At 70.9% G+C, this 20039-nt stretch carries 20 protein-coding genes and 1 pseudogene; 10 read left to right on the top strand and 11 right to left on the bottom strand.

The annotated features are described in order from the left end of the window. Positions 1 to 8: 8 nt before the first annotated feature. The 4 genes from AB0H43_RS16640 to AB0H43_RS16625 are packed head-to-tail and all read right to left on the bottom strand — an operon-like array spanning position 9 to position 2237. On the bottom strand, positions 9 to 377 hold the full coding sequence (locus tag AB0H43_RS16640) for a VOC family protein (protein ID WP_360000213.1): 369 nt from the start codon (positions 375 to 377) through the stop codon (positions 9 to 11). 25 nt (positions 378 to 402) lie between these two features. After that, a complete protein-coding gene (locus AB0H43_RS16635; protein WP_360000212.1) occupies positions 403 to 747 on the bottom strand; it encodes a DoxX family protein in 345 nt (114 codons plus the stop codon). Between the two features lie 2 nt (positions 748 to 749). Next, positions 750 to 1418, bottom strand: coding sequence for an NAD(P)H-binding protein (locus AB0H43_RS16630; protein WP_360000211.1), 669 nt, complete (start codon positions 1416 to 1418; stop codon positions 750 to 752). Positions 1419 to 1427: 9 nt separating this feature from the next. Further along, the gene (locus AB0H43_RS16625; RefSeq protein WP_360000210.1) at positions 1428 to 2237 is read right to left on the bottom strand and encodes an NAD(P)H-binding protein; all 810 of its coding nucleotides are present in this window, start codon (positions 2235 to 2237) and stop codon (positions 1428 to 1430) included. Between the two features lie 68 nt (positions 2238 to 2305). Between AB0H43_RS16625 and AB0H43_RS16620 the strand changes: the two genes are divergently transcribed. Then, entirely contained in the window at positions 2306 to 2830 is a 525-nt protein-coding gene (locus AB0H43_RS16620) for a MarR family transcriptional regulator (protein WP_360000209.1), read from the top strand. Between the two features lie 88 nt (positions 2831 to 2918). Here AB0H43_RS16620 and AB0H43_RS16615 read toward each other — a convergent pair whose 3' ends face one another. Continuing rightward, positions 2919 to 3848: a YegS/Rv2252/BmrU family lipid kinase gene (locus AB0H43_RS16615; protein WP_360000208.1), complete on the bottom strand. Its 930-nt coding sequence runs from the start codon at positions 3846 to 3848 to the stop codon at positions 2919 to 2921. 89 nt (positions 3849 to 3937) lie between these two features. Between AB0H43_RS16615 and AB0H43_RS16610 the strand changes: the two genes are divergently transcribed. Both AB0H43_RS16610 and AB0H43_RS16605 read left to right on the top strand, forming a co-directional pair. Beyond that, a complete protein-coding gene (locus AB0H43_RS16610) occupies positions 3938 to 4468 on the top strand; it encodes a GNAT family protein (protein ID WP_360000207.1) in 531 nt (176 codons plus the stop codon). A 32-nt stretch (positions 4469 to 4500) separates the two neighbouring features. Next, the gene (locus AB0H43_RS16605; RefSeq protein WP_360000206.1) at positions 4501 to 4953 is read left to right on the top strand and encodes a MarR family transcriptional regulator; all 453 of its coding nucleotides are present in this window, start codon (positions 4501 to 4503) and stop codon (positions 4951 to 4953) included. Positions 4954 to 4987: 34 nt separating this feature from the next. Here AB0H43_RS16605 and AB0H43_RS16600 read toward each other — a convergent pair. Beyond that, positions 4988 to 6103: pseudogene (locus AB0H43_RS16600) on the bottom strand (MFS transporter); the annotation flags it as partial. A gap of 48 nt (positions 6104 to 6151) precedes the next feature. Between AB0H43_RS16600 and AB0H43_RS16595 the strand changes: the two are divergent. From AB0H43_RS16595 to AB0H43_RS16565, 7 genes are all read left to right on the top strand, one after another. Beyond that, a complete protein-coding gene (locus AB0H43_RS16595; protein ID WP_360000205.1) occupies positions 6152 to 6577 on the top strand; it encodes a helix-turn-helix domain-containing protein in 426 nt (141 codons plus the stop codon). 9 nt (positions 6578 to 6586) lie between these two features. After that, a complete protein-coding gene (locus tag AB0H43_RS16590; protein WP_360000204.1) occupies positions 6587 to 7525 on the top strand; it encodes a ribose-phosphate pyrophosphokinase in 939 nt (312 codons plus the stop codon). Between the two features lie 208 nt (positions 7526 to 7733). Then, positions 7734 to 8171: a hydroxyphenylacetyl-CoA thioesterase PaaI gene (paaI, locus tag AB0H43_RS16585; protein WP_360000203.1), complete on the top strand. Its 438-nt coding sequence runs from the start codon at positions 7734 to 7736 to the stop codon at positions 8169 to 8171. Next, on the top strand, positions 8158 to 9177 hold the full coding sequence (locus AB0H43_RS16580; protein WP_360000202.1) for a hypothetical protein: 1020 nt from the start codon (positions 8158 to 8160) through the stop codon (positions 9175 to 9177). The genes paaI and AB0H43_RS16580 overlap by 14 nt, the downstream gene beginning before the upstream one ends. Then, complete coding sequence (locus tag AB0H43_RS16575) at positions 9170 to 10378, top strand: AMP-binding protein (RefSeq protein WP_360000201.1); 1209 nt, start codon at positions 9170 to 9172, stop codon at positions 10376 to 10378. Before AB0H43_RS16580 ends, AB0H43_RS16575 begins: the two co-directional genes overlap by 8 nt. Next, positions 10378 to 11673, top strand: coding sequence for an MFS transporter (locus AB0H43_RS16570; RefSeq protein ID WP_360000200.1), 1296 nt, complete (start codon positions 10378 to 10380; stop codon positions 11671 to 11673). The genes AB0H43_RS16575 and AB0H43_RS16570 overlap by 1 nt, the downstream gene beginning before the upstream one ends. Beyond that, positions 11673 to 12512 (top strand): SDR family NAD(P)-dependent oxidoreductase, encoded by an 840-nt coding sequence (locus AB0H43_RS16565; protein ID WP_360000199.1) that lies wholly within the window; start codon positions 11673 to 11675, stop codon positions 12510 to 12512. Before AB0H43_RS16570 ends, AB0H43_RS16565 begins: the two co-directional genes overlap by 1 nt. Positions 12513 to 12572: 60 nt before the next feature. Here the strand turns inward: AB0H43_RS16565 and AB0H43_RS16560 are convergent, their stop codons facing one another. From AB0H43_RS16560 to AB0H43_RS16540, 5 genes are all read right to left on the bottom strand, one after another. After that, positions 12573 to 13358 carry a DUF3050 domain-containing protein gene (locus AB0H43_RS16560; RefSeq protein ID WP_360000198.1) on the bottom strand — a complete coding sequence of 262 codons (786 nt, stop codon included), beginning with the start codon at positions 13356 to 13358 and terminating at the stop codon, positions 12573 to 12575. Between the two features lie 42 nt (positions 13359 to 13400). Further along, positions 13401 to 15095, bottom strand: coding sequence for a class I adenylate-forming enzyme family protein (locus AB0H43_RS16555; RefSeq protein ID WP_360000197.1), 1695 nt, complete (start codon positions 15093 to 15095; stop codon positions 13401 to 13403). After that, positions 15067 to 16446 carry an FAD-dependent oxidoreductase gene (locus tag AB0H43_RS16550; RefSeq protein ID WP_360000196.1) on the bottom strand — a complete coding sequence of 460 codons (1380 nt, stop codon included), beginning with the start codon at positions 16444 to 16446 and terminating at the stop codon, positions 15067 to 15069. The genes AB0H43_RS16555 and AB0H43_RS16550 overlap by 29 nt, the downstream gene beginning before the upstream one ends. Next, positions 16443 to 18125 (bottom strand): non-ribosomal peptide synthetase, encoded by a 1683-nt coding sequence (locus tag AB0H43_RS16545; protein WP_360000195.1) that lies wholly within the window; start codon positions 18123 to 18125, stop codon positions 16443 to 16445. The genes AB0H43_RS16550 and AB0H43_RS16545 overlap by 4 nt, the downstream gene beginning before the upstream one ends. A 65-nt stretch (positions 18126 to 18190) precedes the next feature. Then, positions 18191 to 19969, bottom strand: a complete 1779-nt coding sequence (locus tag AB0H43_RS16540; protein ID WP_360000194.1) for a BTAD domain-containing putative transcriptional regulator — start codon at positions 19967 to 19969, stop codon at positions 18191 to 18193. Positions 19970 to 20039: the final 70 nt, after the last annotated feature.

The following is a 20039-nucleotide window of genomic DNA, read 5'->3' as shown; positions in this document are numbered from 1 at the left end:
CTCACGATTCAGCCCACGAGGCAGAACGGATGACCGGCCGGGTCGAGGAACACCCTCGACCCGGCCGGATTCGGCTGGTACGCCGCCTTCTTCCCGCCCGCCGCCAGCACCACCGGTTCGGCCTGGTCGAGGTCGGCGACCCGCAGGTGCAGGTGGAACTGCATCGAGGAGGCCGGGTCGGGCCAGACCGGCGGCCGATGCCCTGGCGACCGCTGGAACGACAGGTGAAACGGCGACGACTCGTCCTCGCCGAGGGAACACCAGTCGTCGTTCTCGTAGACGAGCCGCCAGCCGGTCAACCGGGCGTAGAACTGCGCCAGCGCGCGGGGATCGGGACACTCCAGGGCGACTCCGCTGAGGCGGGCCAACGGTTCCATGACCGTCAGTATCCGTCACTCCGGCTCAGGCCGCGGCCTGGATCTGCACCACCAAGGCGGCGGCGGAGATCGCCAGGAACAGATGATGCAGCCCCAGGCCGAAGTCGCGTACGCGGAAGTGGACGACGAAGGCGGCCAGGAAGAAGAGCACCAGGCCGACGGCCGCGGCCACCCCGAGCGGCGGGTAGCCGAAGCCCGCCAGCAGACCGAGAGCGCCCGCGGCCTTGAGCACGCCGAGCGGCGTCATCCAGGAAAGGGGCACCTGGCCCCGCTCCATCACCAGCGCGACCTGCTTGTACCGCGCGAAGTCGAGGACGGCGGAGAAGCCGTTGGCGACGACCGCGAGCAGGGTGAGGACGACGTAGGCCACGGTCAGTGCGCCACCCCGACGACCTGCCGGACCGTGTCCGGCTCGCCGACCATGCGAAGCATGTGGTGGGCGACGTCAGCGCGGGAGATCGAGAACCCGCCCCGGATGTTGCGATTCAACGCCGTCCGGTACGCACCGGTGAGCGCCTTGTCGGTCAGCTTCGGCGGCCGCGAGACCGTCCACTCCAGATCACTGTCCCGCAGGATCCTTTCCGTGGCCGCGAGGTCGGCGTAGTGCGCGCCGAAGAGCGTACGCGCGATCCGGGTGCCCACGTGACGCATGAAGAACCCGTCGCCGGGGTCGTGCTTGGGCAGCGCCCGCTGACCCGGCACCGGCACGGGCCCGACCGGTGCGGCGCTGACGATCACGATGCGGCGTACGCCTTCGGCCGTCATCGCGTCGACGATCGCCTGGGTGCCGCGCGAGGTGATGCCGGCGTCGGCCCGGGGATCCCGGGGCCCGAGCCCGGACACCACGGCGTCGGCGCCCCGGACCGCGGTGCGGAGTGCGGCCGGGTCCGGGTGCTCGAAGTCGACCGCGATGGCGCGTACGCCCTCCGGCAGGTTACGCGGCCTCCGGGCGACCGCGGTGACCTCGTGACCGTCCGCGACGGCCTGCTCGACCAGGTGACGTCCGATGCCGCCGGTGGCGGCGATGATCGTGAGTTTCACGGTGACCTCCTATGCCGTGAAGGCGGCGGCGTGATCCGCGGCCCAGGTCGGGAAACTGCGGGCCGGGCGGCCCAGCAGGCGGCGTACGGTGTCGGTGGTCGGACCGGCCTCGCGGGCGTAGTCGGCCTGTGAGCCGAGCAGCCGGGCGGGCACCTCGGCGGGCAGCCCAGCGGCGAGCATTCCCTGACGGACCGCCTCCGGCTCCATCTCGACGAAGGTCAGCTCCCGGCCGACGGCCGCACCGATCGCGGCGACCTTCTCGGCCTGGCTCAGCGACTGCTCGCCGGTCAGCACGTACGCCTCGCCGGCGTGCCCATCGGTGGTCAGCGCGAGCACACCGACCTCGGCGAGATCCCGTTCGTCGACAGTGGAGGTACGCGCCGCGGCGTACGCCCCGCGCACGGTTCCCGTGGCCTTGATCTGCCCGGCCCAGGCGAACGTGTTGGCGGCGAAGTCGGCGCAGCGCAGCATCGTCCACTCCGGACCCATTGCCCGGACGGCGTTCTCCGTCGCCACGAAATGCTCCCGGAACCGGGCCTCGCCGACTGGGAAGGGAATCGTGAGCGAGGAGATGACGACGATCCGCTCGGGGCGCAGGGCGGCGAGGTCGGCGAGCCGATCGCCGAACGCGCGCGGGCTGAGGAGTACGCCGTCGACGCCGTCGAGCGCCGTAACCTCATCGGGGTGGACGAGCTGAGCTTCGGATGGCAGGGCGGCATGGGGATCGCGGGTGACGGCCGCGACCTTGGCTCCGCGCTCGACCAGCAGCCGGACCGCCGCCCGCCCGACCGTGCCGGTCGCTCCAGTGACCAGGAACATCGCTGCTATTTCCTCTCAGAGACGTATCATATGAGAACCATACTAGTTCAGTTTGAGGTTCAGACAATATGAGTCACGTAACATCTCGCTCCGGCACGGCCGACGAACCTGCCGACGACGGGCCGGCGGGCGACGGGCGTACGCGGCGGCGGCTGACCGCGCAGGTCAAGGACTCGCTGCGGGATCTCCGCAATCAGCTGGCGATGCTGAACCGGCAGGTGAGCGGGAAGGTCGAGCTGAAAGAGATCGACCTGGACTGCCTGGACCTGATCAGCCGCAACGGCCCGCTGACCCCCAGTACGCTCGCCCGCCGGGCCGGGCTCCATCCGGCCACTCTCACCGGCATCCTCGACCGGCTGGAGAAGGCTGGCTGGATCGCACGGGAACGCGACCCGGCCGATCGCCGGGCGGTGACCTTACGAGCGCTGCCCGATCGGGGCCGCGAGATGTTCCGGCTGTTCAGCGGAATGAACGCCGCGATGGACGACATCTGCGCGGGCTACGACGAGGCGCAGCTGAAACTGATCGCGGACTTCCTCGCCCGGGCCAACGAGGCGGGCGACACCGCCACCCGCGACCTCGCCGCCTCGTGATCCGCTTCCTGATCATCGCGTCAGCCATGCTGTTTGAGCGGGCAAATCGCCCCGCGAAACAGCATGGCTGACGCGATGATCACGCGGGTCAGCGGTCGGGGAAGTCCGCCGCGACCATGACGCGCAGAGCATTCGGCAGAATGCGGACGCGCACCGGCGTACGCCCCAGCACCTCGCCGTCGATGTCCAGCGGCAACGACGGCTCGGTCTCGACGAGTACCTCGGGCGCGGCCAGGAACGGCGATCCCTCGACCGTCCGGAGTCGTCCGGTCACCAGGTGCCGGAGGGTCGCTCCGAGCAGATGCCGTCGCCCGTGCCGGCCCAGGGCGTATGCCATCAGCAGCCGGTCGTCGGCGCTGCCGTCGCGGGCGATCGGGTTGCCGGCGTGGGAGTTGCCGTTGGCGATGTTGAGCTGATGGGTGCGGACGCGGCGTACCTCGCCGCCGCCGGTCACGACGGCGTCGAACGGCCGGTGTGCGGGCAGCCGGGTCAACGCGGTCAGCGGGTACGCCACCCGTCCGACGCGTCGCTTGAGCCGATGCGGAACGTGCTCGGCGACCTGTGCGGACAGGCCGATCGAGACGAGGTTGGTGAAGATCCGCCCAGCCGCCTCGCCGAGGTCGACGTCGGCCACCTTGCCGTCGGTGAGCAGTGCGAGCGCGCCGGTCACGTCGAGTGGGACGCCGAGCGTACGGGCGAAGTTGTTGGTCGTGCCGAGCGGCAGCAGCCCCATCGCGATGTCCTGGTGCGCCAGATGCCTCGCGGTCTCGCTGATCGTGCCGTCGCCGCCCCCGGCCACCAAAAGGTCCGGGCCCAGGCCAATCGCCTCGGCCAGAATCTCCGGCAGCCGCTCGGGCCGCTCGACGCCGTAACGGGCGAGCAACCCGAACCCCGCCGTGTCGAGGTGGCGCGACACCTGCTCGAAGTGGTCGCGTCCCCGCCGGGACCGGGTGTTGAGGAGCAGCACCGCGCGCCGGTCCTGGCGGATGGCGGTGTCCAGCTCGATCTTGCTGCGCATGGCGGGAGATGTTACCGGCCTGTTCAGCCCCGAGTACGCGGGATTTCCGGCCCTCGGACGCAGCGCGGCGTTCGGCGTACCGTCGCAGGATGAGCGACCCCCACGTGAGCCTGCGCCCCGTCGCGGCGGGCGACCTGGCGATGTTCCGGCGATTCTGCCTCGAGCCCGGGTTGATCGGTCTGGACTGGGCCGGTTTCCGCGACCCCGAAGCCCCTGCGCGCCGTTTCGCCCTGGATTCCTACCTGGGCGAACACGACGGCCGCCTGATCATCGAGGCGTTCGACGCGAAGGCCGCGGGCTTCGTCAGCTATCGGTCCGGCAGCTACGGCGGCCAGGCGCCCTATTGGGAGATCGGCATCGCGTTGCTGCCGGAGTGGCGGGGCAGAGGGATCGGCTGGCGGGCCCAGGCGCAGCTGTGCGACTACCTGTTCACGCACACTCCCGCGCAACGCATTCAGGCCGGTACGCACCCGGAAAACCTCGCCGAGCAGAAGTCGCTGGTGAAAGCCGGATTCCAGCTGGAAGGCATCGTGCGGGCCTGCGAGTTCCGGGCGGGGAAGTGGCGGGACGGCTACCTCTACAGCCGCCTCCGTGGCGACCCGGTCCCGGCCATGGGATAACCGTTGGTCGGCCGAACGATATAGTCGGAGGCGTGGAGTACGCCGACGACGTCGCCCCCGCCCGTTTCACAAGCCTGCCGAGCTGGCTGCTCAGCCGGGCCGCGGGGGTCGGCCACCGGCTGCTGGCCGAGCGGCTGGCCGAGGCGGGTGCGCGCGGCTACCACTATCGGCTGCTGGCGACGCTGGAGGAGTTCGGCCCGGCCAGCCAGGCGACCCTGGGCCGCCGCAGCGGCATCCACCTCAGCGACCTCGTCGCCGTCCTCAACGACCTCGAAGGCCGGGGGTTCGTGGAGCGTACGCCCGACCCCGCCGACAAGCGGCGCAACGTCATCACCATCACCGCTGCGGGCCGTCGGGAGGGCAAGCGGCTGGGGGAGCGGCTCGATCAGGTGCAGGAGGAGTTGCTCGCTCCGTTGACGGCGAAGGAACGCGAGCAGCTGACCGAGTTGCTCGGGCGAATCGTGGCGCACCACCAGGCAGCGTGACGGCGGCCAGTGCGGCGGTGAGCAGCACGACGGTGCTGAAGACGATGAGTGCTGCGGAGAGGCCGGCCCATCCGGCGATCAGCGGTCCGAGGAGCGCGCCGGTCAACGCCGCCAAGGAGTCGGTGGCGTAGAACGCGGCGAGGACCCGGCCGCGTACGCCGTCGGGGGTCGCGGCCTGCAGCCGATACTGGGTGGCCGTCACGGCGATCGCACCCGGTACGCCCGCCGCGGCGATCGCGGCGCACGCGATCACCAGGTTCGGCGCGGTGAACAGGACGAGAAAGCAGATTCCGACTGCCCCATAGCCGGCCGACAGCAGCGTACGCGTGGTGTAGCGGGGGAGCAGCCGTCCGGCCACCGCCGAGCCGAGGAGGTAGCCCGCGCCGAGACCGGTGACGAGGAGTCCCAGTGCCTGTGGCGGCTCACCCAGCAGGCCGGCGAGGAACGGGATGAGCAATGCGGTGAGCGCGGCGTTCGCCGTCCAGTACGCCCACGTCGTCACCGCCAAGCCCCGCAGCAACGGCGTACCGGCGAGGAAAGCGAGACCGGCGCGAAGGCCGGCCGGGCCGGAGACCGCACCTGGCGCGGACCTGACCCGCAGCCCGGCCAGCAGCGCGGCGGCGATCAGATAGCTCGCGGCGTCGAGCAGCGCCACGTGGGCGAAGGCGCCCTGGGTGAGCAGCGCGGTCCCGAGCAGGGGCGCGGCCAGCCGCAGGAGGGACTGCGTGACCGAGGTCGTCGAGGTGGCCGCGGCCAGGTCGGCATCGCCCGGGACGACCTGCGGGGTGAGTGCGCGGATCGCGGGCTGCAGAAAGGCGACGACCGAGGTCTCCAGCAGGAGTCCGATGTAGATCGAGGTGGTTCCGCCGGGGAGCAGCATCACCAGGACGGCGACGGCGGCGGCCACGTGAGCGGCGACGAGCAGGCGCCGCCGGTCGAAGCGGTCGGCGAGCACGCCGGCCCAGGGGGCGAGCAGGACGGCGGGCGCCGCCTCCAGGGCCAGCGCGAGGCCGGTCGCGGTGGCCTGCCCGGTCAGGCGGTAGACCTGCACCGGCACGGCGATGACCAGCAGCCAGGAGCCGAGCGCGGAGATCGTCGCGGATGTCCACAAGAGACGGAAGCCGGGGTGCCGCACGAGAAGCGGTCGCATACCCCGGGAGGCTATTCCTGTGGAACACTCTATGGCAAGATGTGTCGCATGGAAATAGAAGAGCTGGGCAGCCGGCTCCGAGCACGGCGGACGACGACGGGACGGACGATCGCGTCGGTTGCGGCGGACGCCGGTCTGTCCGTTCCCTACATCGCCAACCTCGAGAACGGCCGGGGCAACCCGACCCTGTCGGCGATCGCGTCCCTGGCCGGCGCCCTCGGCGCGAAGCTGCGCATCGAGCTGGCCGACGAACTCGCCCGCGAGGACGACGGGCTCCCGGACTCGTTGATCGACTTCGCCCACGGGCCACGGTTTCGCGCCGAGGCGCGACAACTCTCCCCAGCCGCCCGGCAGCGTCTGCTGACCGCGATGGCAGGGCTCGGCGCGCTCGCCGGCCGCCCGCTCGGCGACCTCGACTGGCACCGCGTCCTCGACACGGTGGTCCTGCTCAACCGGGGTACGCCCGCCGGTTAGGCTGGCCTCGTGCGCGACATCGCGGTCTTTTCCGGAAGTGCCCATCCCGAGCTGGCCGAGGAGATCTGTGATCAACTCGAGGTTCCGCTCCTGCCGTCCCGCCTCGCCCGCTTCGCCAACGACTGTCTCGAGGTGCAGTTGCAGGCGAACGTCCGAGAACGCGACGTCTTCCTGATCCAGCCACTCGTCCCACCGACCCAAGACCACCTCGTCGAACTGCTCATGATGATCGACGCCGCCCGGGGCGCCTCGGCGAGCCGGATCACGGCGGTCATCCCGCACTACGCGTACGCGCGCTCGGACAAGAAGGACGCGCCGCGGATCTCCATCGGCGGACGGCTCGTGGCAGATCTGCTCGTCGCGGCCGGGGCGAGCCGCGTACTCGCCATGGCGTTGCACTCCCCGCAGGTGCACGGCTTCTTCAGCGTCCCGGTGGATCATCTGCACGCCCTGCGGGAGCTGGCCCGGCACTTCCAGGGCTACGACCTGAGCAACACCGTCGTGGTCTCACCCGACCTCGGCAACGCCAAGGAGGCGGCCGCCTTCGCCCGGCTGCTCGGCGTACCGGTCGCGACGGGGGCCAAGCAGCGGTTCAGCGACGACCGGGTCGAGATCAGCGCCATCATCGGCGAGGTAGCCGACCGCGACGTCATCGTCCTCGACGACGAGATCGCCCGGGGCACCACCACCATCGAACTGCTCAAACACCTGCGGCAGCGGGGCGTCCGGACGATCCGGATCGCCTGCACCCACGGCCTGTTCACCGCTGGTGCGGTCGACCGGCTGGCCGACGAGCCCGGAGTGGCGGAGATCGTCTGCACGAACACCGTGCCGATCGCGAAGGAGAAGCTCATCCCCAAGCTGACCGTCATCTCGGTCGCGCCGGCGTTGGCCGAGGCGATGCGCCGGATCCACAACGGCGAATCGGTCAGCGTCCTGTTCGGCTGACCCGCCGCCCCCTTTCTGGCGCTCTGCTTTCGGCGCTGGATCAGGGTTCTCCGTCGAATCTTGGCGCAAGATTCGACCGGCACCCCTGATCCAGCGCAGCGCGGCGGGCGACCGCTTGTAGCGGATTCGTAGTGGATCAGCAGTGATTCCGTAGAGGTTCTCGGGAGACTCCCCGCACCCGTGTGAGGACGTGGTGTGGGGAGGCTCGATGTCGCGTACCGAGGTGTCCGAGCTCGACCCGGCGTGCCGGTCGCTCGGCGTGGAACTGACCGACCTGGGGACCGGGCACGCCCGGCTCCGGCTCGCCGTCACCGGCGAGATGCTCAACCGCCAGGGCGTCGTCCACGGCGGATACATCTTCCTGCTCGCCGACGCCGCCTTCGCGTACGCCGCCAACAGTCACGGACCGGTGGCGTTGGCGCAGCACGCCCAGATCACGTTCCTGCTTCCGGCGTACGCGGACGACGTGCTGGAAGCCGTGGCGGCCGAGCGGGCCCGGCAGGGGCGTACGGGGGTCTACGACTGCACGGTTCGCCGCCTCGGCGGTCCGGTGGTCGCCGAGTTCCGCGGGCAGAGCGTCCAGCTGCCCGTCGTGCCCCGACAGTCGTCCAATCAGGACAGAGGGGACGCAGATGGAACTGCATGAGGAGCCGGGCACGCTGCGCCGGATGGTGTGGCTGTTCCCGGATCGGGAGTCGTCCCGGGCGGTGCCGAAGTGGCGCAAGGCGTTCTGGGACGCGTACGCCGAGGTCGCGGCCGGGCTGGGACTGAGCTGGGACTCGCATCCGCCCGAGGACGTGGCGGTCGACGGAACGGATCCGGACAACGTCGGGGTGTTCGTCGCGGGGGAGCGGGTGACGCCGGCCGACACGCTGTTCGTGACGTCGCTGTACTCCCTGCCGTATCAGGCCATGGACGTGTTCAACCAGTACGCGCTCTACGCCGTGCTGGAGAACGCCGGGTTCTACCTGCCGTCGCCGCCCTGGCTGTCGGCCACCGTCAACGACAAGCTCGCGACGCTGGTGCACCTGAAGGACTCGCCGATCCCGCCGATCCCCACCGTACGCATCGGCACCGGGCGCGATCTGGGCCACGGCTTCTACGAGCCGGTGCTGGCGAACCTGACCTTCCCGGTGATCGTCAAGCCCACCGGCTGGTGTGCGGGCTGGGGCATCTGCATGGCGCACAACCTGGAGGACCTGCGAGGGCTGCTGTCGCTGGCCCAGGGCGGGGAGACGGCGTTGGCCGTCCAGCCCTACCTCGGCGCGAGCACCATCGACTACCGGGTCTATCTGATCGACGGCAAGCCGCACACGGTCGCCCGGCGTACGCCCGCGAGCGGCACCTACGTCGCCAACTACGGGCGCGGCGGACGGCAGGAGTACGTCCCGCTGCCGACCGAACTGGCCGACGCCCTGGAGTACTTCGCCGACCGGGTGCCCATCCCGTTCCTGGCGGTCGACTTCCTCCACGACGGGGAGCGCTTCTGGTTCTCCGAGATCGAACCCGACGCCGCCATCGTCTGCCCGGATCCCGGCTCTCCCTCGGTGGTCCGCCGGCAGCGCTCGATCATCGAGGCGCGGTTCCGCGCGTACCGGCGTGGCCACACGGAGTGGCTGGGCCACAAGCTGAAGGAGGTCACCCATGCCTGAGTTCGTCAGTGACGGCCTGACCGGAGCGCACCGCGACCGGATCGCGGACCTGGTCGCCCAGCTCCGCTCGGTCGAGGCGCTCGCGCCCCGCTACGCCGCCGGCGGCGTGGACGACCTCGACGACCTGGGCGCTCTTCCGGTGATGGTCAAGAACGACCTCCAGGTTGCGCTGCGGCATCTACAGCCGCGTGCCAAGAGCGGCGCGACCTGGGTCTTCCAGAGCGGTGGCAGCACCGGTTCGCCGCAGGTCGGCTACGCGCCGACCGGGCTCTACATGCGCGACGTGTACGCGCAGTGGAAGGCGCTCGGCCCCGACGACGTCTTCGTCAACGGCTGGAGCGCCGGGAAGATGTGGGGTGCGCACTTCCTCGTCAACTCCTATGTGGACCTAGCGGGGTGCGTCGCGATGAACCTCGGCGCGATGACGAAGGACGAGTACACCCCCTGGCTGGAGTTCTTCGCCCAGCGCAAGGTCACCGCGTTCGGCGGTACGCCCAGCGTCCTGCGCCTGGTCTTCGGCCACGCCCGCGAGGCCGGGATCAAGCTGCCGGACCTGAAGTCGGTGCTGTGGCTCGGCGAGGGCTGGGATCGGCAGCTCGACGAGGACCTGCCGGTGGTCGCGCCGAACGCCCGCCGCTGGGGCATGTTCGGCAGCACCGAGACCTGGGTCGTCGGCACGAACACGCCGGACTGCGCCGCCGACACCTGGCACCCGCTGCCCACCCAGCTCGTCGGGATCGGGGAGGACGACCTGCTGGACTTCACTTGCCTCAACCCGGAGGTGCTCAATCCGGTGCTGCGCTACCGGACCGGTGACGCGGGGAAGATCGTGCGCTGTTCGTGCGGCGACCCGCGCGCGGCGGTTCAGGTGCTGGGCCGGCGGGACGGACTCATCAAGTTCCGCGGGCACCTGCTCAACGTCGCGGACTTCGTGAGCGACCTCGGCGGCGTGCCCGGCGTCGCCCGCGCCCAGCTTATGGTCACCGAGACCGACAACGGAGCGGTGCTGCAGGTGCTGGTCCTGCCGTCGGGTGCGACCGAGGGTCTCGCCGCCCGCGTGCGCGAGCACATCGTCGGGTCGGCGTTCGGGCCGAGCATCGTCTTCCAGCGCAACCCGCACGCGCTCGCGGTGAACGTCGTCGACAAGCTGATCGGCAACGACCGCACCGGCAAGATCTCCGATCTCGTGGTGCGCGGCTGATGGCCGCGCCCGACAAGGAGGTCCCGGCTCGGTTGAGCCGGGACTTCCAGCTGTTGTGGTCCGGTCAGACGGTCAGCTACGTCGGCGACCGGGTCACCATGTTCGTCGTCCCGGCGACGATGGTGTTCCTGCTGGGCGCGTCGGCGTTTCAGGTCGGGCTGGTCAGCACCGCGCAATACCTCGCGATTCCGCTGCTCAGCCTGGTCGCGGGGGCGCTGGCGGACCGGTGGGACATGCGCCGCATGCTCATCGCCTGCGACCTGATCCGGTTCGTGGCGATCGCGGCCATCCCGGTCGCGTACTGGCGCGGGGTGCTGTCGGTCCCGCTGCTGTTCGGCTGCGTCGCGGTGGTCAGTGCGGCCACGGTCTTCTTCAACATCGGCTACATGCCCGCGGTGGCCACGATCGTCCACAAGAACGAGCTGGTACGCGCGAACGCCCGCATGGAGGCCAGCCGTACGGTGTCGGAGCTGGGCGGACCCGCCCTGGCCGGCGCCCTCTACCAGGGCCTCGGAGTCTTCTCCCTGGTGGTGGACGCGGTGTCCTACCTGGCTTCGGCGGTCACCATCCGGGGGATGCGGCCGTTCGCCCAGCGGGAGCGTACGCACCAGCGGATCTGGACCCGGTCGGTGACCGGGATGCGGCGCAACTGGAGCGATCCCGTGCTACGCCGGAGCACGGCGGGAACGTTGCTGGCCAACATCGGCGGGCCGATCTTCGTCACCCAGATGCCGGTGCTGGCGTACCAGGGACTGCACATGAGCGCCGGAGTGTTCGGCGCGGTGATGTCCGTGGCCGCCTGCGGATCGATCCTCGGCGCCCTGGTCGCGCCGAAGGTCAGCCGCCGGGTCGGCTCGGGCCGGATGCTGGCCCTGTCGATGGTCGCCCACTCCGCCTCCGGGCTGGGCCTGCTGTTCGTGCCCCGGTTCCCGGGCGCGATCGTGCTGGCGGCGACGCTGACCTCGTACGGCTTCTTCTTCGCCTGGTACAACATCAACAGCGCCGCCGTCCGCCAGGCCCGAGTGCCCGTGGCCGACCAGGCGATCATTCATGGTGCGTACCGGACGATCACCTGGGGCGTCATCCCGATCAGCACCTTCGTCGGCGGATGGGCGGTCACCCGGCTCGCCGGGCAGATCGGCGTCCTCGACGCCGCCAAGTACGCCATGCTCGCCGCGACCGTCATCGGCATCGCCTCGATCGTGCCGCTCGGCGGCATGCAGCGGCTGCTGACGACGGCCGCTCCGATGGCGGCGACCCCGCCGCAGCGCTCCACCGTGGAGGCAAGCGCCTGATGAAGACCGTCCTCGTGACCGGGGCGTCCTCCGGCATCGGCCTCGCCACGGCCATCGCCGCCGCGCGAGCCGGATTCGCCACAGTCGCCACCGTCCGCCGGCCCGACGGCGACCTCGCCCTGCGCGAGGCGGCCGAACAGGCCGGCGTCGCGGTCGACGTGGTCAGCCTGGAGGTGACCGACCCCGAGTCGGTGACCGAATGCGTCCGGTCCGTCATCGCCCTGTACGGCCGCCTCGACGCCGTCGTCAACAACGCCGGGGTGGCCGCGATCGCCCCGACCCTCGAACTCGGTACGCAGGAGGACCTGCGGGCGAGCATGGAGGTGAACTTCTTCGGCACCGTCGCGGTCAGCCGGGCGGCGATGCCGCATCTGCGGACGACGCGGGGCCGGCTCGTCACCATCAGCAGCGTCCGGGGCGTCATCGGGCAGCCGTTCAACGAATGCTATTCGGCCGCCAAGTTCGCGGTCGAAGGCTTCATGGAGGCGCTGGCCCCGGTGGCGGCGGAGGTCGGCGTGGCGGTGTCCCTCGTGGAACCGGCCGCCGTGCTCGACACCGCCTTCGTCACCAGCGCCCGGGCCGACCCGATCGCCTTGCTGGCCCGGTCCGGCTGCTACACCGACGCGTTCCGCGCGTACCGCCGGTGGGTGGCGACCGGGGCGATCGAGGCGGCGCAGGAGGCCGACGACGTCGCGGCGGTCGTGCTCGACGTGCTCACCTGTGAGCGGCCCCCGCTGCGGATCCAGACCAGCGAGTACGCCCGCCGGTACGTCGCCCGCAAGCTCGCCGACCCCACCGGTGCCACCGTCCTCGACCTCACGAGTTCCTGGCTCCGCTGACATATTCGGCCAACGGAAATGGGCTCCGGCGAACTGCCGGAGCCCATTTCTCAGCTGTGCCTACTTGATGGCGGCGAGGATTCCGGTCCACAGGCGGACGCGGGCGGCGAGGGCGTTGTTCACCGTCTCGGCGCACTCGGCCCATTTGGTCTCGTCGTCGCCACACAGGTCCGCGAGCATCTGCATGGCCATCGGGGTGTGCTCCTCCCCGTCGACCTCGATATGCCGGGCGAGGTAGTCCACGAACGTGTCCAGCTTGCCGTCCTGCCCCGCGTTGACCTTGACGACCTGCTCGAACATGTCGGGGATGAGGTCCTCGCGGCCGAACGCGAAGGCCGCCGCCTGGCAGTGCACCGGCGCTTCCTGGATGAACTTCCAGGTCGTACCCACGAACTCGGCCGACGGGGCGGGCACGTCCGCCGCCTCCAGCGCGTCCGGGACGCCCTTGCCGTCGCGCAGCAGCTCGATGAAGGTGTCGATGGCGGTGCGATCGGCGCCGGCCTGCGACATCCCGCCGAGGTACAGCTCGAAGTGACTGATGAAGCCGCCCTGCAACTCGTCGCTCTCCTCCACGAGGACGATGTCGTTGATGAGGCGGCGGCTGCCGGTCGGCCCGGTCGGCACCCACGGCAGGTCAACGCAGGTCAGCTGCCGCTGCAACGATTTGAGCAGCGACATGAAGTCCCACACGGCGTACACGTGGTGTGTCATGAAGGTGGTGATGGCCGCGTGGCTGTCCAGCGCGGCGTAGAGCGGGTGACCGACCACCTTGTCGCGAGACGGCGTGATGGCTGCCTTGAGCCTCTCGATGCCGGGGTGGGTGTCGCCCCAGTCGTAGCGAGACATCGTTGGTCCTCCTTGACCAGTCGGGGTGGGGAAAGGGGAAGTTCAGGCCGTGAGGAGCGTTGCGTGCCGTGTGCGCAGCTCGCGCTTGAGCACCTTGCCGGTCGGCCCGAGAGGGAAGCCGGCCGTCGCGTCCGCGATGAGCACCGCCGCCAGCGGTGGAAGCCCGGCCGAGGCCAGTTCCTTGTTCGCCTTCTCCAGCACGGCCTCGGCTGTCCAGTCCGCGTCCGGCTGAAGCTGGACCACGGCGATCGGACGCTGACCGCCCTCGGGGGCGGGCACGCCGACGACCGAGCAGTCGAGGACCGCGTCGGCGCAGTCGGCCAGCAGCACCTCCTCGAGACCGAGGCTGTAGACCGGGCCGGCGAGGGTGTCGATGACATCGACCGTGCGGTCGAGGTGGTAGAAGTTGCCCTCGGCGTCCATCCGGGCCACGTCGCCGGTCAGCCAGTAACCGTTGAGCCGGAAGCTGTCGGTGAGCCGGTCGTTCTTCCAGTAGCCGGGGGTGATCGAGGGCGCCTGGACGGCCAGCAGTCCGACCGTGCCGACCGGCAGTTCCGCGCCGTCGTCGTCGAGGACGGTCGCGTGGCGTACGGCGGGTTGAGGTTTGCCGACGCAGCGGTCGTTGCGGGGCGTCTCCGGCGTCCACAGCCCGCCGAACAGCGCCATCCCCATCTCCGAGGAGCCGAGCCCGTCGACGAACTGGGAGCCGGGCAGCGCCGCCTCCTCGGCCGCCTCCTTGGGCAGCAGCCACGGCTTGATCAGCCCGGCCGGCCGTTCGCCGAGGGTCACCAACCGGCGGATGTGTCCATAGTGGGCCGAGTCGCCGGTGTTGAACCACGAGTGGACCTTCGCCGCGCCCTTGACCGGCAGCTCGCCGGTGGCCAGTTCGACGAAGGTACGCGGGAACGAGGCCAGCATCGTCGGCTGGAACGCCTCCATCACCGGCTCGACCGTGGCGCGCCGCCAGTCGCCCATGACCACGGTCGGCAGCCCGATCAGCACGGCGGTGAGGAAGTAGCTCAGGCCGCCCGCGTGCGTGTGCGGCATCAGCGACATGAGCCGGTCGTAGGGCTCGGCCGGGAACCGGATCATCCGGTCCTGCTTGCCGTCCCAGAAACTGCGGTGGCTCAACGTTGTGGACTTGGGCGTGCCGGTGGTGCCGGAGGAGTGGATCAGCGCGCAGATGTCGTCGGGCCGGTGCTGATAGGGGTACGCCTCCGGCAGCGCGACGGAGTCCGCGTCGAACGCGGCGACCTCGGCGGCGAGCGCCAGGAAGCGCGGCCGCCGCTGCGGATCGGCCCGGTACGCCGAGGCGAGCCGGGTGGTGTCGTCGGCGACGATGCCGACCACCCCGACGTGGTTCAGATACCGGATCATGACGTCCGGCCGCATCGCGTCGTTGATCGCGGCGGGAATGGCACCGAGCGCGGTCAACGCCAGGTAGTGCAGCAACGGTTCCAGTCCTTCGGCGACCACGATGCCGACCGGCTCGCCGGCGCGTACGCCGTTGGCGTGGTACCACTTCGCGTACCGGTCGCGCAGGGCGGCGAGGTCCTGGAGGCTGTGTCCCCGGAGGACGACGTTCCCGCGGTGATCCGTGGTGTGGCTGTACACCATCGGCACCGCCCGGTTCGGGTTGTGCCGGACGGCGTACTCGAGGAAGTTTCCGGCGCCGAGGCCGGGCTCGGTCATGAACTGCTGGCGCACCTCAAGCGGCGCGATCGGACTGTCGCTCATCGCGACCCTCCAAGCGATCGATAGGGGTGGGTTCGATAGGGGTGAGATCGGTCAGGACTTCGGCGGCCGCCCGGTGGCCCGAGCGGATCGCGCCCTCCATGAGCCCGAAGAACTCGGTGCTCGTCTCGGTGCCGGCCCAGTGCACGCGGCCGTGCGGACGGGTCAGGTGCGGCCCGCCACGGAGCCAGTCGCCCGGCCCGAACAGGGCGGCGTAGCAGCCCCGGCTGTAGGGGTCGGTGACCCAGTCGGTGACGTGGACGGCGATCGGCGGCGGCAGCTGGGGGAAGAACGCGGCAGCCTGTTGAGTCGCCTCCGCCCGCTGGGTCGCGAGGGGAAGGGCGGCGTACCGGTGGGCTTCGGCTCCGGTGACGAATCCGGTGAGCACCCCGACCGATCCGTCGGCAGGCGAATCATCCACAGTCGACAGGAGCGGCCCGCGCTCGCTCACCGACCAGCCGGACAGTCCGTGCGCCCGCCACAGCGGCGCGGGATAGACCAGGTGCACCTTGACCGCGGAGCCCGGCGCGGTACGCGTACCGGACCGGCGCTCGGGCAAGCCCGGACGCCAGTCGATCGCGTCCGCGAGCAGCGGCGGGATCGCCACGATCACGGCGTCGGCGCGCTCCTCGCCGTTGACGACCACCCGGTCGCCGTCGGCGTGGATCGCCTCGACCTGATAGCCCAGCCGGACGTCCAGCCCGGCCGCGAGATGCGCGCAGATCTGATGCGCGCCGCCGTCCACGCGGTCGGCCTGTGCGCCGCCCTCGAACGCGTTGAGGTAGTTCAGCCCGCCCCCGGAACGCAGGTAGAAGGCCATGTGCAGGACGGAGACGGCGGCCGGGTCGGCCGCCATCATCTCGCCCAGGAACAGCGGGAAGAATCGGCGCGCGTCCGGATGCCGCAGGTTACGCTCTGCCCAGTCCGCGGCGGTCTCCGCGTCGAGCGCTTCCGCTTCCGCGCTCGCCCACGGCTGCTCCGGGCGTACGCGGCGGGTCAGGTCGTCGAGGCGGTCGAACAGGTCGCCCAGCGCGACCGCGTTCAGGGGCGGGAAGCGGCCGGACTGTTCGGTGAGGTCCGGGAAGGCGAACCGGCTCGCGCCCTCCGTCGTCGTCGGCGTCGTCTTCAGCCCCAGCCGGTCGAGCAGGTGATGCAGACTGGTGTGCCGGTCGCCCAGGTACGCCGCCCCGGCGTCGGCGAAGCTGCCCGGTGCGACCTCGACTCCGTGCGTACGCCCGCCGACGCGGTCGCGCGCCTCCAGGACGGTGACCGCCACGCCCTGTCGGTGCAGGGTGTCGGCGGCGGTCAGCCCGGCGAGCCCGGCTCCGACGACGAGCACCCGGGCGGCGGTCATCGGGCCACGCCCGCGATCCGGCCGGCGAGCGCGACCGGCGAGGGCGCCAGCAGGAACTCCTCGAAGGTCAGTTCCACGCCGTACTCCCGGGCGACCGCGCTGAGCACCCGGGTGGCGAGCAGCGAGTCGCCGCCGAGGGCGAAGAAGTCGGCGTCGGCGGCGACCTCGGGCCGCTCCAGAACACGGCCGAAGATCTGGGACACTCCGTCGACGGGCATGGTTGCGGCCTCCTTGGTTCGCCGCCGGTCGACCTTTCCGCTGGCCGTGTAGGCGAGCGAGGGGACGACCTGGACGCGGCTGGGGATGAGATGAGTGGGAACACTGCCTCGCAGGTCGGCGAGGACGTCGGCGGCGAGCGTCGCGGTGGCGACGCCCGGACGGGGAACCACGTACGCCACCAGTGCGGCGTGATCGGCGACGCGTACGCCCGACACGGCCGCGGCGGCGACGGCGGGATGGGCGGCGACGTACGCCTCGACCTCGGCCGGATGCACGCGTACGCCCCGGATCTTGATCTCGTCGTCGATCCGTCCTTCGTGGACGAGTACGCCGTCGGCGCGGCGGCTGACCCGATCGGCGGTGTGGAAGTAGCCGTCGCGGAACCGTTCAGACTGCACACCGAGATAGCCGAGGGCCACGGACGGACCGCCGATGACGAGTTCGCCGTCCTCGGTGATCCGCTCGACGACGTGGGGGAGGGCGCGCCCGATGGGTACGGCGCCGTCGGCTCCGTCGAGGTCGACGGCGTGCGTCACGAGCGTGGTCTCGGTGCACCCGTAGGTGTTCAGGAGACGGGCGTGCTTGTTCTTCGGGCCGCACCAGTCGGCGACCCGGGCGGGGTTGGCCGCCTCGCCGCCGATGACCACCAGGCGTACGCACTCCGGCAAGGCGGCGTCGTCCTCGGTCAGATGGTTGACCAGCTCGTGCCAGTACGCCGTCGGCAGGTCGATGACGCTGATCCGCTCGCTCTCCAGCATCCGCAGGAACCGACGGAACGAGCCGGAGTGCGCGTCGGGGTGGAAGACGAGGGCCGCGCCGGTGGTGAGGGCGGTCAGGATCTCCTCGAAACAGGTGTCCCAATTGAGCGACGCGAACTGCAGGACCCGGTCGTCCGGGGTGAGCTCGAACAGCTCGGCCAACGATCGGGTCGCCGTGGTGATCGCCCGATGCGGGGTCAGCACTCCCTTGGGCATTCCGGTCGATCCCGACGTGAACAGCACGTACGCCGTCGCCTCCGGCCCCGCCGGATCAGCCTCCGGCCCCGCCGGATCAGCGTCCAGCCCCGCCGGTTCAGCGTCCAGCCCCGCTGGATCAGGGATCCCGGTCGAATCTTGCGCCATGATTCGACCGAGGTCCGTGATCTGCCCGGTATCCGGGTCCAGCAGGCGCCGGCAGTGAGCGAGCAGGGCGGAGCGCCGTTCGGGCGGGAAGGCCGGATCGATGGGGCAGTAGGTTCCGCCGGCCAGCCACACGCCGAGCATCGCGACGACGGTCTCGGGATCGTGCCGGGCCAGGACGCCGACCGCTCCCGGTGACCGCCCGAGGCGCTGGGCGGTCTCCCGCGCCAGCGCCTCCAGCTCGGCGTATGTCAGTGTGCGGGGCCCGGCCACCACCGCGGGCCGGTCGCCGTACGCGGCGGCCGCCCGGCGGAACGCCGCCCCGAGATCGTCTGTGTCCACATCCCACCCTCAAACCGCTGCCGTTGGTGGGAGTGGAGTCTCACAGTGATCACTGCGAACTCACTTCAGATCCGGTGCGAATCCGCCACGCGGTCCACGTCGGAGTCGGTGAGCAGCAAGTCCGCTCCGCATTGCCGGGCGAAGCGGCGGACGACGTCGTCGAGGCGGAAGCGGTCGGGGCCCGCCTCCACGACGAGGTGGGCCGAGATCAGCTCGTCGAGCAGGCGCCGCACCCGCCGGAGGGAGGTGCCCGGTCCGCCCGCGTCGTCGAGGCTCAGCGACGGCGAAGGGTTCAGGCCGAGCCGTCCGAACAAGTACGCCGCCGCCGGGCTGAGTGTCTCGTGCGCGCTCACCAGCGCCGCGCGTACGCTGCGCGGGTCGTCGTCGAGCAGCCGGTCGCCCTGCTCGTCGAGTTCGTCGGCGAACGACGCGACCGACTGCCATGGGCGGGCGGCGAGCTTGGTCCCGGCGAGCCGCGTGGCGAGCGGCCAGCCGCCGCACCACTGCACGACGCGGCCGGCTCCCGGGTCGCGCATGCGGTCGGCGCCGACGATCCGGGTCAGGAGATCGGTGGTCGCCTGCGGTGTCATCGGCTCGATCCGGAGCGCGTGGACCGCGTGGTGCGCGGCGAGCGCGAGGAACCGGCGCCGGCTGGTGGCCACGAGCTGGCTGAGCGTGGTCGGCGGGACGAACGCCAGCAGCTGGTCGAGCGATCCGGCATCGTCGAGCACCACTAGCACCCGGCGTCCGCTGAGGAGCGTCCGGTAGAGCGAGGCCCGCTCGTCCACGGTAGAGGGGAGTTCGGCCTGGGCGACGCCGAGCCCGCCCAGCGCGGAGCCCAGCGCGTCGCGTGTCGTGACCTTCTCGCCGTGTAAGTCCACGAAGATCTGCCCGTCGGGGTATCGGTCGGCGACGGTGTGCGCCCAGCGTACGACCAGGGCGGTCTTGCCGATGCCGCCGGCTCCGGAGACCATCAGCACCCGCGGCTCGTCCGCCGGCCGGCTGATCGCGCGGGTCAACGCGGCCAGCTCGCTGTCGCGCCCGGTGAAGTGCCCGACGCTCGCCGGCAGCTGCGCGGGATACCGCATGCCCGGCTCGCTCGCCTCCAGCACCGGTTCGGTGGTCCGGCCGGGCTCGCCGCGCAGGATCGTCGCGTGCAGGTTGCGCAGGTCCGCGCACGGGTCGCTGCCGAGTTCGTCGGCCAGCCGCTCCCGCAGACAGTGGTACGCCTTGAGCGCGTCCGCCTGCCGGTTGCTCCGATAGAGGGCGAGCATGAGCTGCCCGGCCAGCCGTTCCCGCAGCGGGTGGGCGGAGACGGTAGCGGTCAGCTCGGCGACGACCTCGCCGTGCCGGCCCAGCTCCAGATCGGCGTCGAAGCGTTCCTCCAGCAAGCCGAGACGCAGCTCGGTCAGGCGTACCCGGTCGAACTCGATGCCCGGCGCGGTCACTCCGTCCAGCGGGGCGCCGCGCCACAGGTCGAGCGCCTGTCTCAGGCAGCCGGCCCGGGCGTCGGGCGTAGCGGCCTGCCGGGCCCGGCGCGCCAGGTCCTCGCACTCGTCGAGGTCGACCCGCACCTCCCCGAGCGCGAGCAGGTAACCGGGATGCCGGGTCTCCAACGCCTCACCGACCTTGCGGCGTAACGAGGACACCAGTCCCTGTACGCGCGAGCGGGGTGAGGCCGGCGGCCGGTCGTCCCACAGGCAGTCGATGATCCTCTCCGTGGAGACGACCGTTCCCTTGACCAAGGCCAGCGCCGCGAGCAGGTTCCGCTCGAGCGGCGACAGCGACACGCTGACTCCCGATACCCGGACCTCGGTCGGCCCGAGCAGAGAAATCTCCAACATCAAAAACCCCTACCGAACTGATGACTCGATACAAGGATCGCGGCTATAGTCGGCCGCGTCGATGTGCTCT

The organism is Hamadaea sp. NPDC050747 (genome assembly GCF_040654195.1).
In the GTDB taxonomy this organism is placed as follows: Bacteria; Actinomycetota; Actinomycetes; order Mycobacteriales; family Micromonosporaceae; genus Hamadaea.
This window is presented reverse-complemented; position numbering and strand designations above follow the sequence as displayed.

Excerpts from the sequence above, each read along its gene's own strand:
- AB0H43_RS16550 (WP_360000196.1), bottom strand. The coding sequence starts at position 16,446 with ATGACCGCCGCCCGGGTGCTCGTCGTCGGAGCCGGGCTCGCCGGGCTG.
- AB0H43_RS16615 (WP_360000208.1), bottom strand. The coding sequence starts at position 3,848 with ATGCGCAGCAAGATCGAGCTGGACACCGCCATCCGCCAGGACCGGCGC.
- AB0H43_RS16575 (WP_360000201.1), top strand. The coding sequence starts at position 9,170 with ATGCCTGAGTTCGTCAGTGACGGCCTGACCGGAGCGCACCGCGACCGG.
- AB0H43_RS16610 (WP_360000207.1), top strand. The coding sequence starts at position 3,938 with ATGAGCGACCCCCACGTGAGCCTGCGCCCCGTCGCGGCGGGCGACCTG.
- AB0H43_RS16580 (WP_360000202.1), top strand. The coding sequence starts at position 8,158 with ATGGAACTGCATGAGGAGCCGGGCACGCTGCGCCGGATGGTGTGGCTG.
- AB0H43_RS16640 (WP_360000213.1), bottom strand. The coding sequence starts at position 377 with ATGGAACCGTTGGCCCGCCTCAGCGGAGTCGCCCTGGAGTGTCCCGAT.
- AB0H43_RS16625 (WP_360000210.1), bottom strand. The coding sequence starts at position 2,237 with ATGTTCCTGGTCACTGGAGCGACCGGCACGGTCGGGCGGGCGGCGGTC.
- paaI (WP_360000203.1), top strand. The coding sequence starts at position 7,734 with ATGTCGCGTACCGAGGTGTCCGAGCTCGACCCGGCGTGCCGGTCGCTC.
- AB0H43_RS16560 (WP_360000198.1), bottom strand. The coding sequence starts at position 13,358 with ATGTCTCGCTACGACTGGGGCGACACCCACCCCGGCATCGAGAGGCTC.
- AB0H43_RS16570 (WP_360000200.1), top strand. The coding sequence starts at position 10,378 with ATGGCCGCGCCCGACAAGGAGGTCCCGGCTCGGTTGAGCCGGGACTTC.
- AB0H43_RS16565 (WP_360000199.1), top strand. The coding sequence starts at position 11,673 with ATGAAGACCGTCCTCGTGACCGGGGCGTCCTCCGGCATCGGCCTCGCC.
- AB0H43_RS16555 (WP_360000197.1), bottom strand. The coding sequence starts at position 15,095 with ATGAGCGACAGTCCGATCGCGCCGCTTGAGGTGCGCCAGCAGTTCATG.
- AB0H43_RS16595 (WP_360000205.1), top strand. The coding sequence starts at position 6,152 with ATGGAAATAGAAGAGCTGGGCAGCCGGCTCCGAGCACGGCGGACGACG.
- AB0H43_RS16540 (WP_360000194.1), bottom strand. The coding sequence starts at position 19,969 with ATGTTGGAGATTTCTCTGCTCGGGCCGACCGAGGTCCGGGTATCGGGA.
- AB0H43_RS16620 (WP_360000209.1), top strand. The coding sequence starts at position 2,306 with ATGAGTCACGTAACATCTCGCTCCGGCACGGCCGACGAACCTGCCGAC.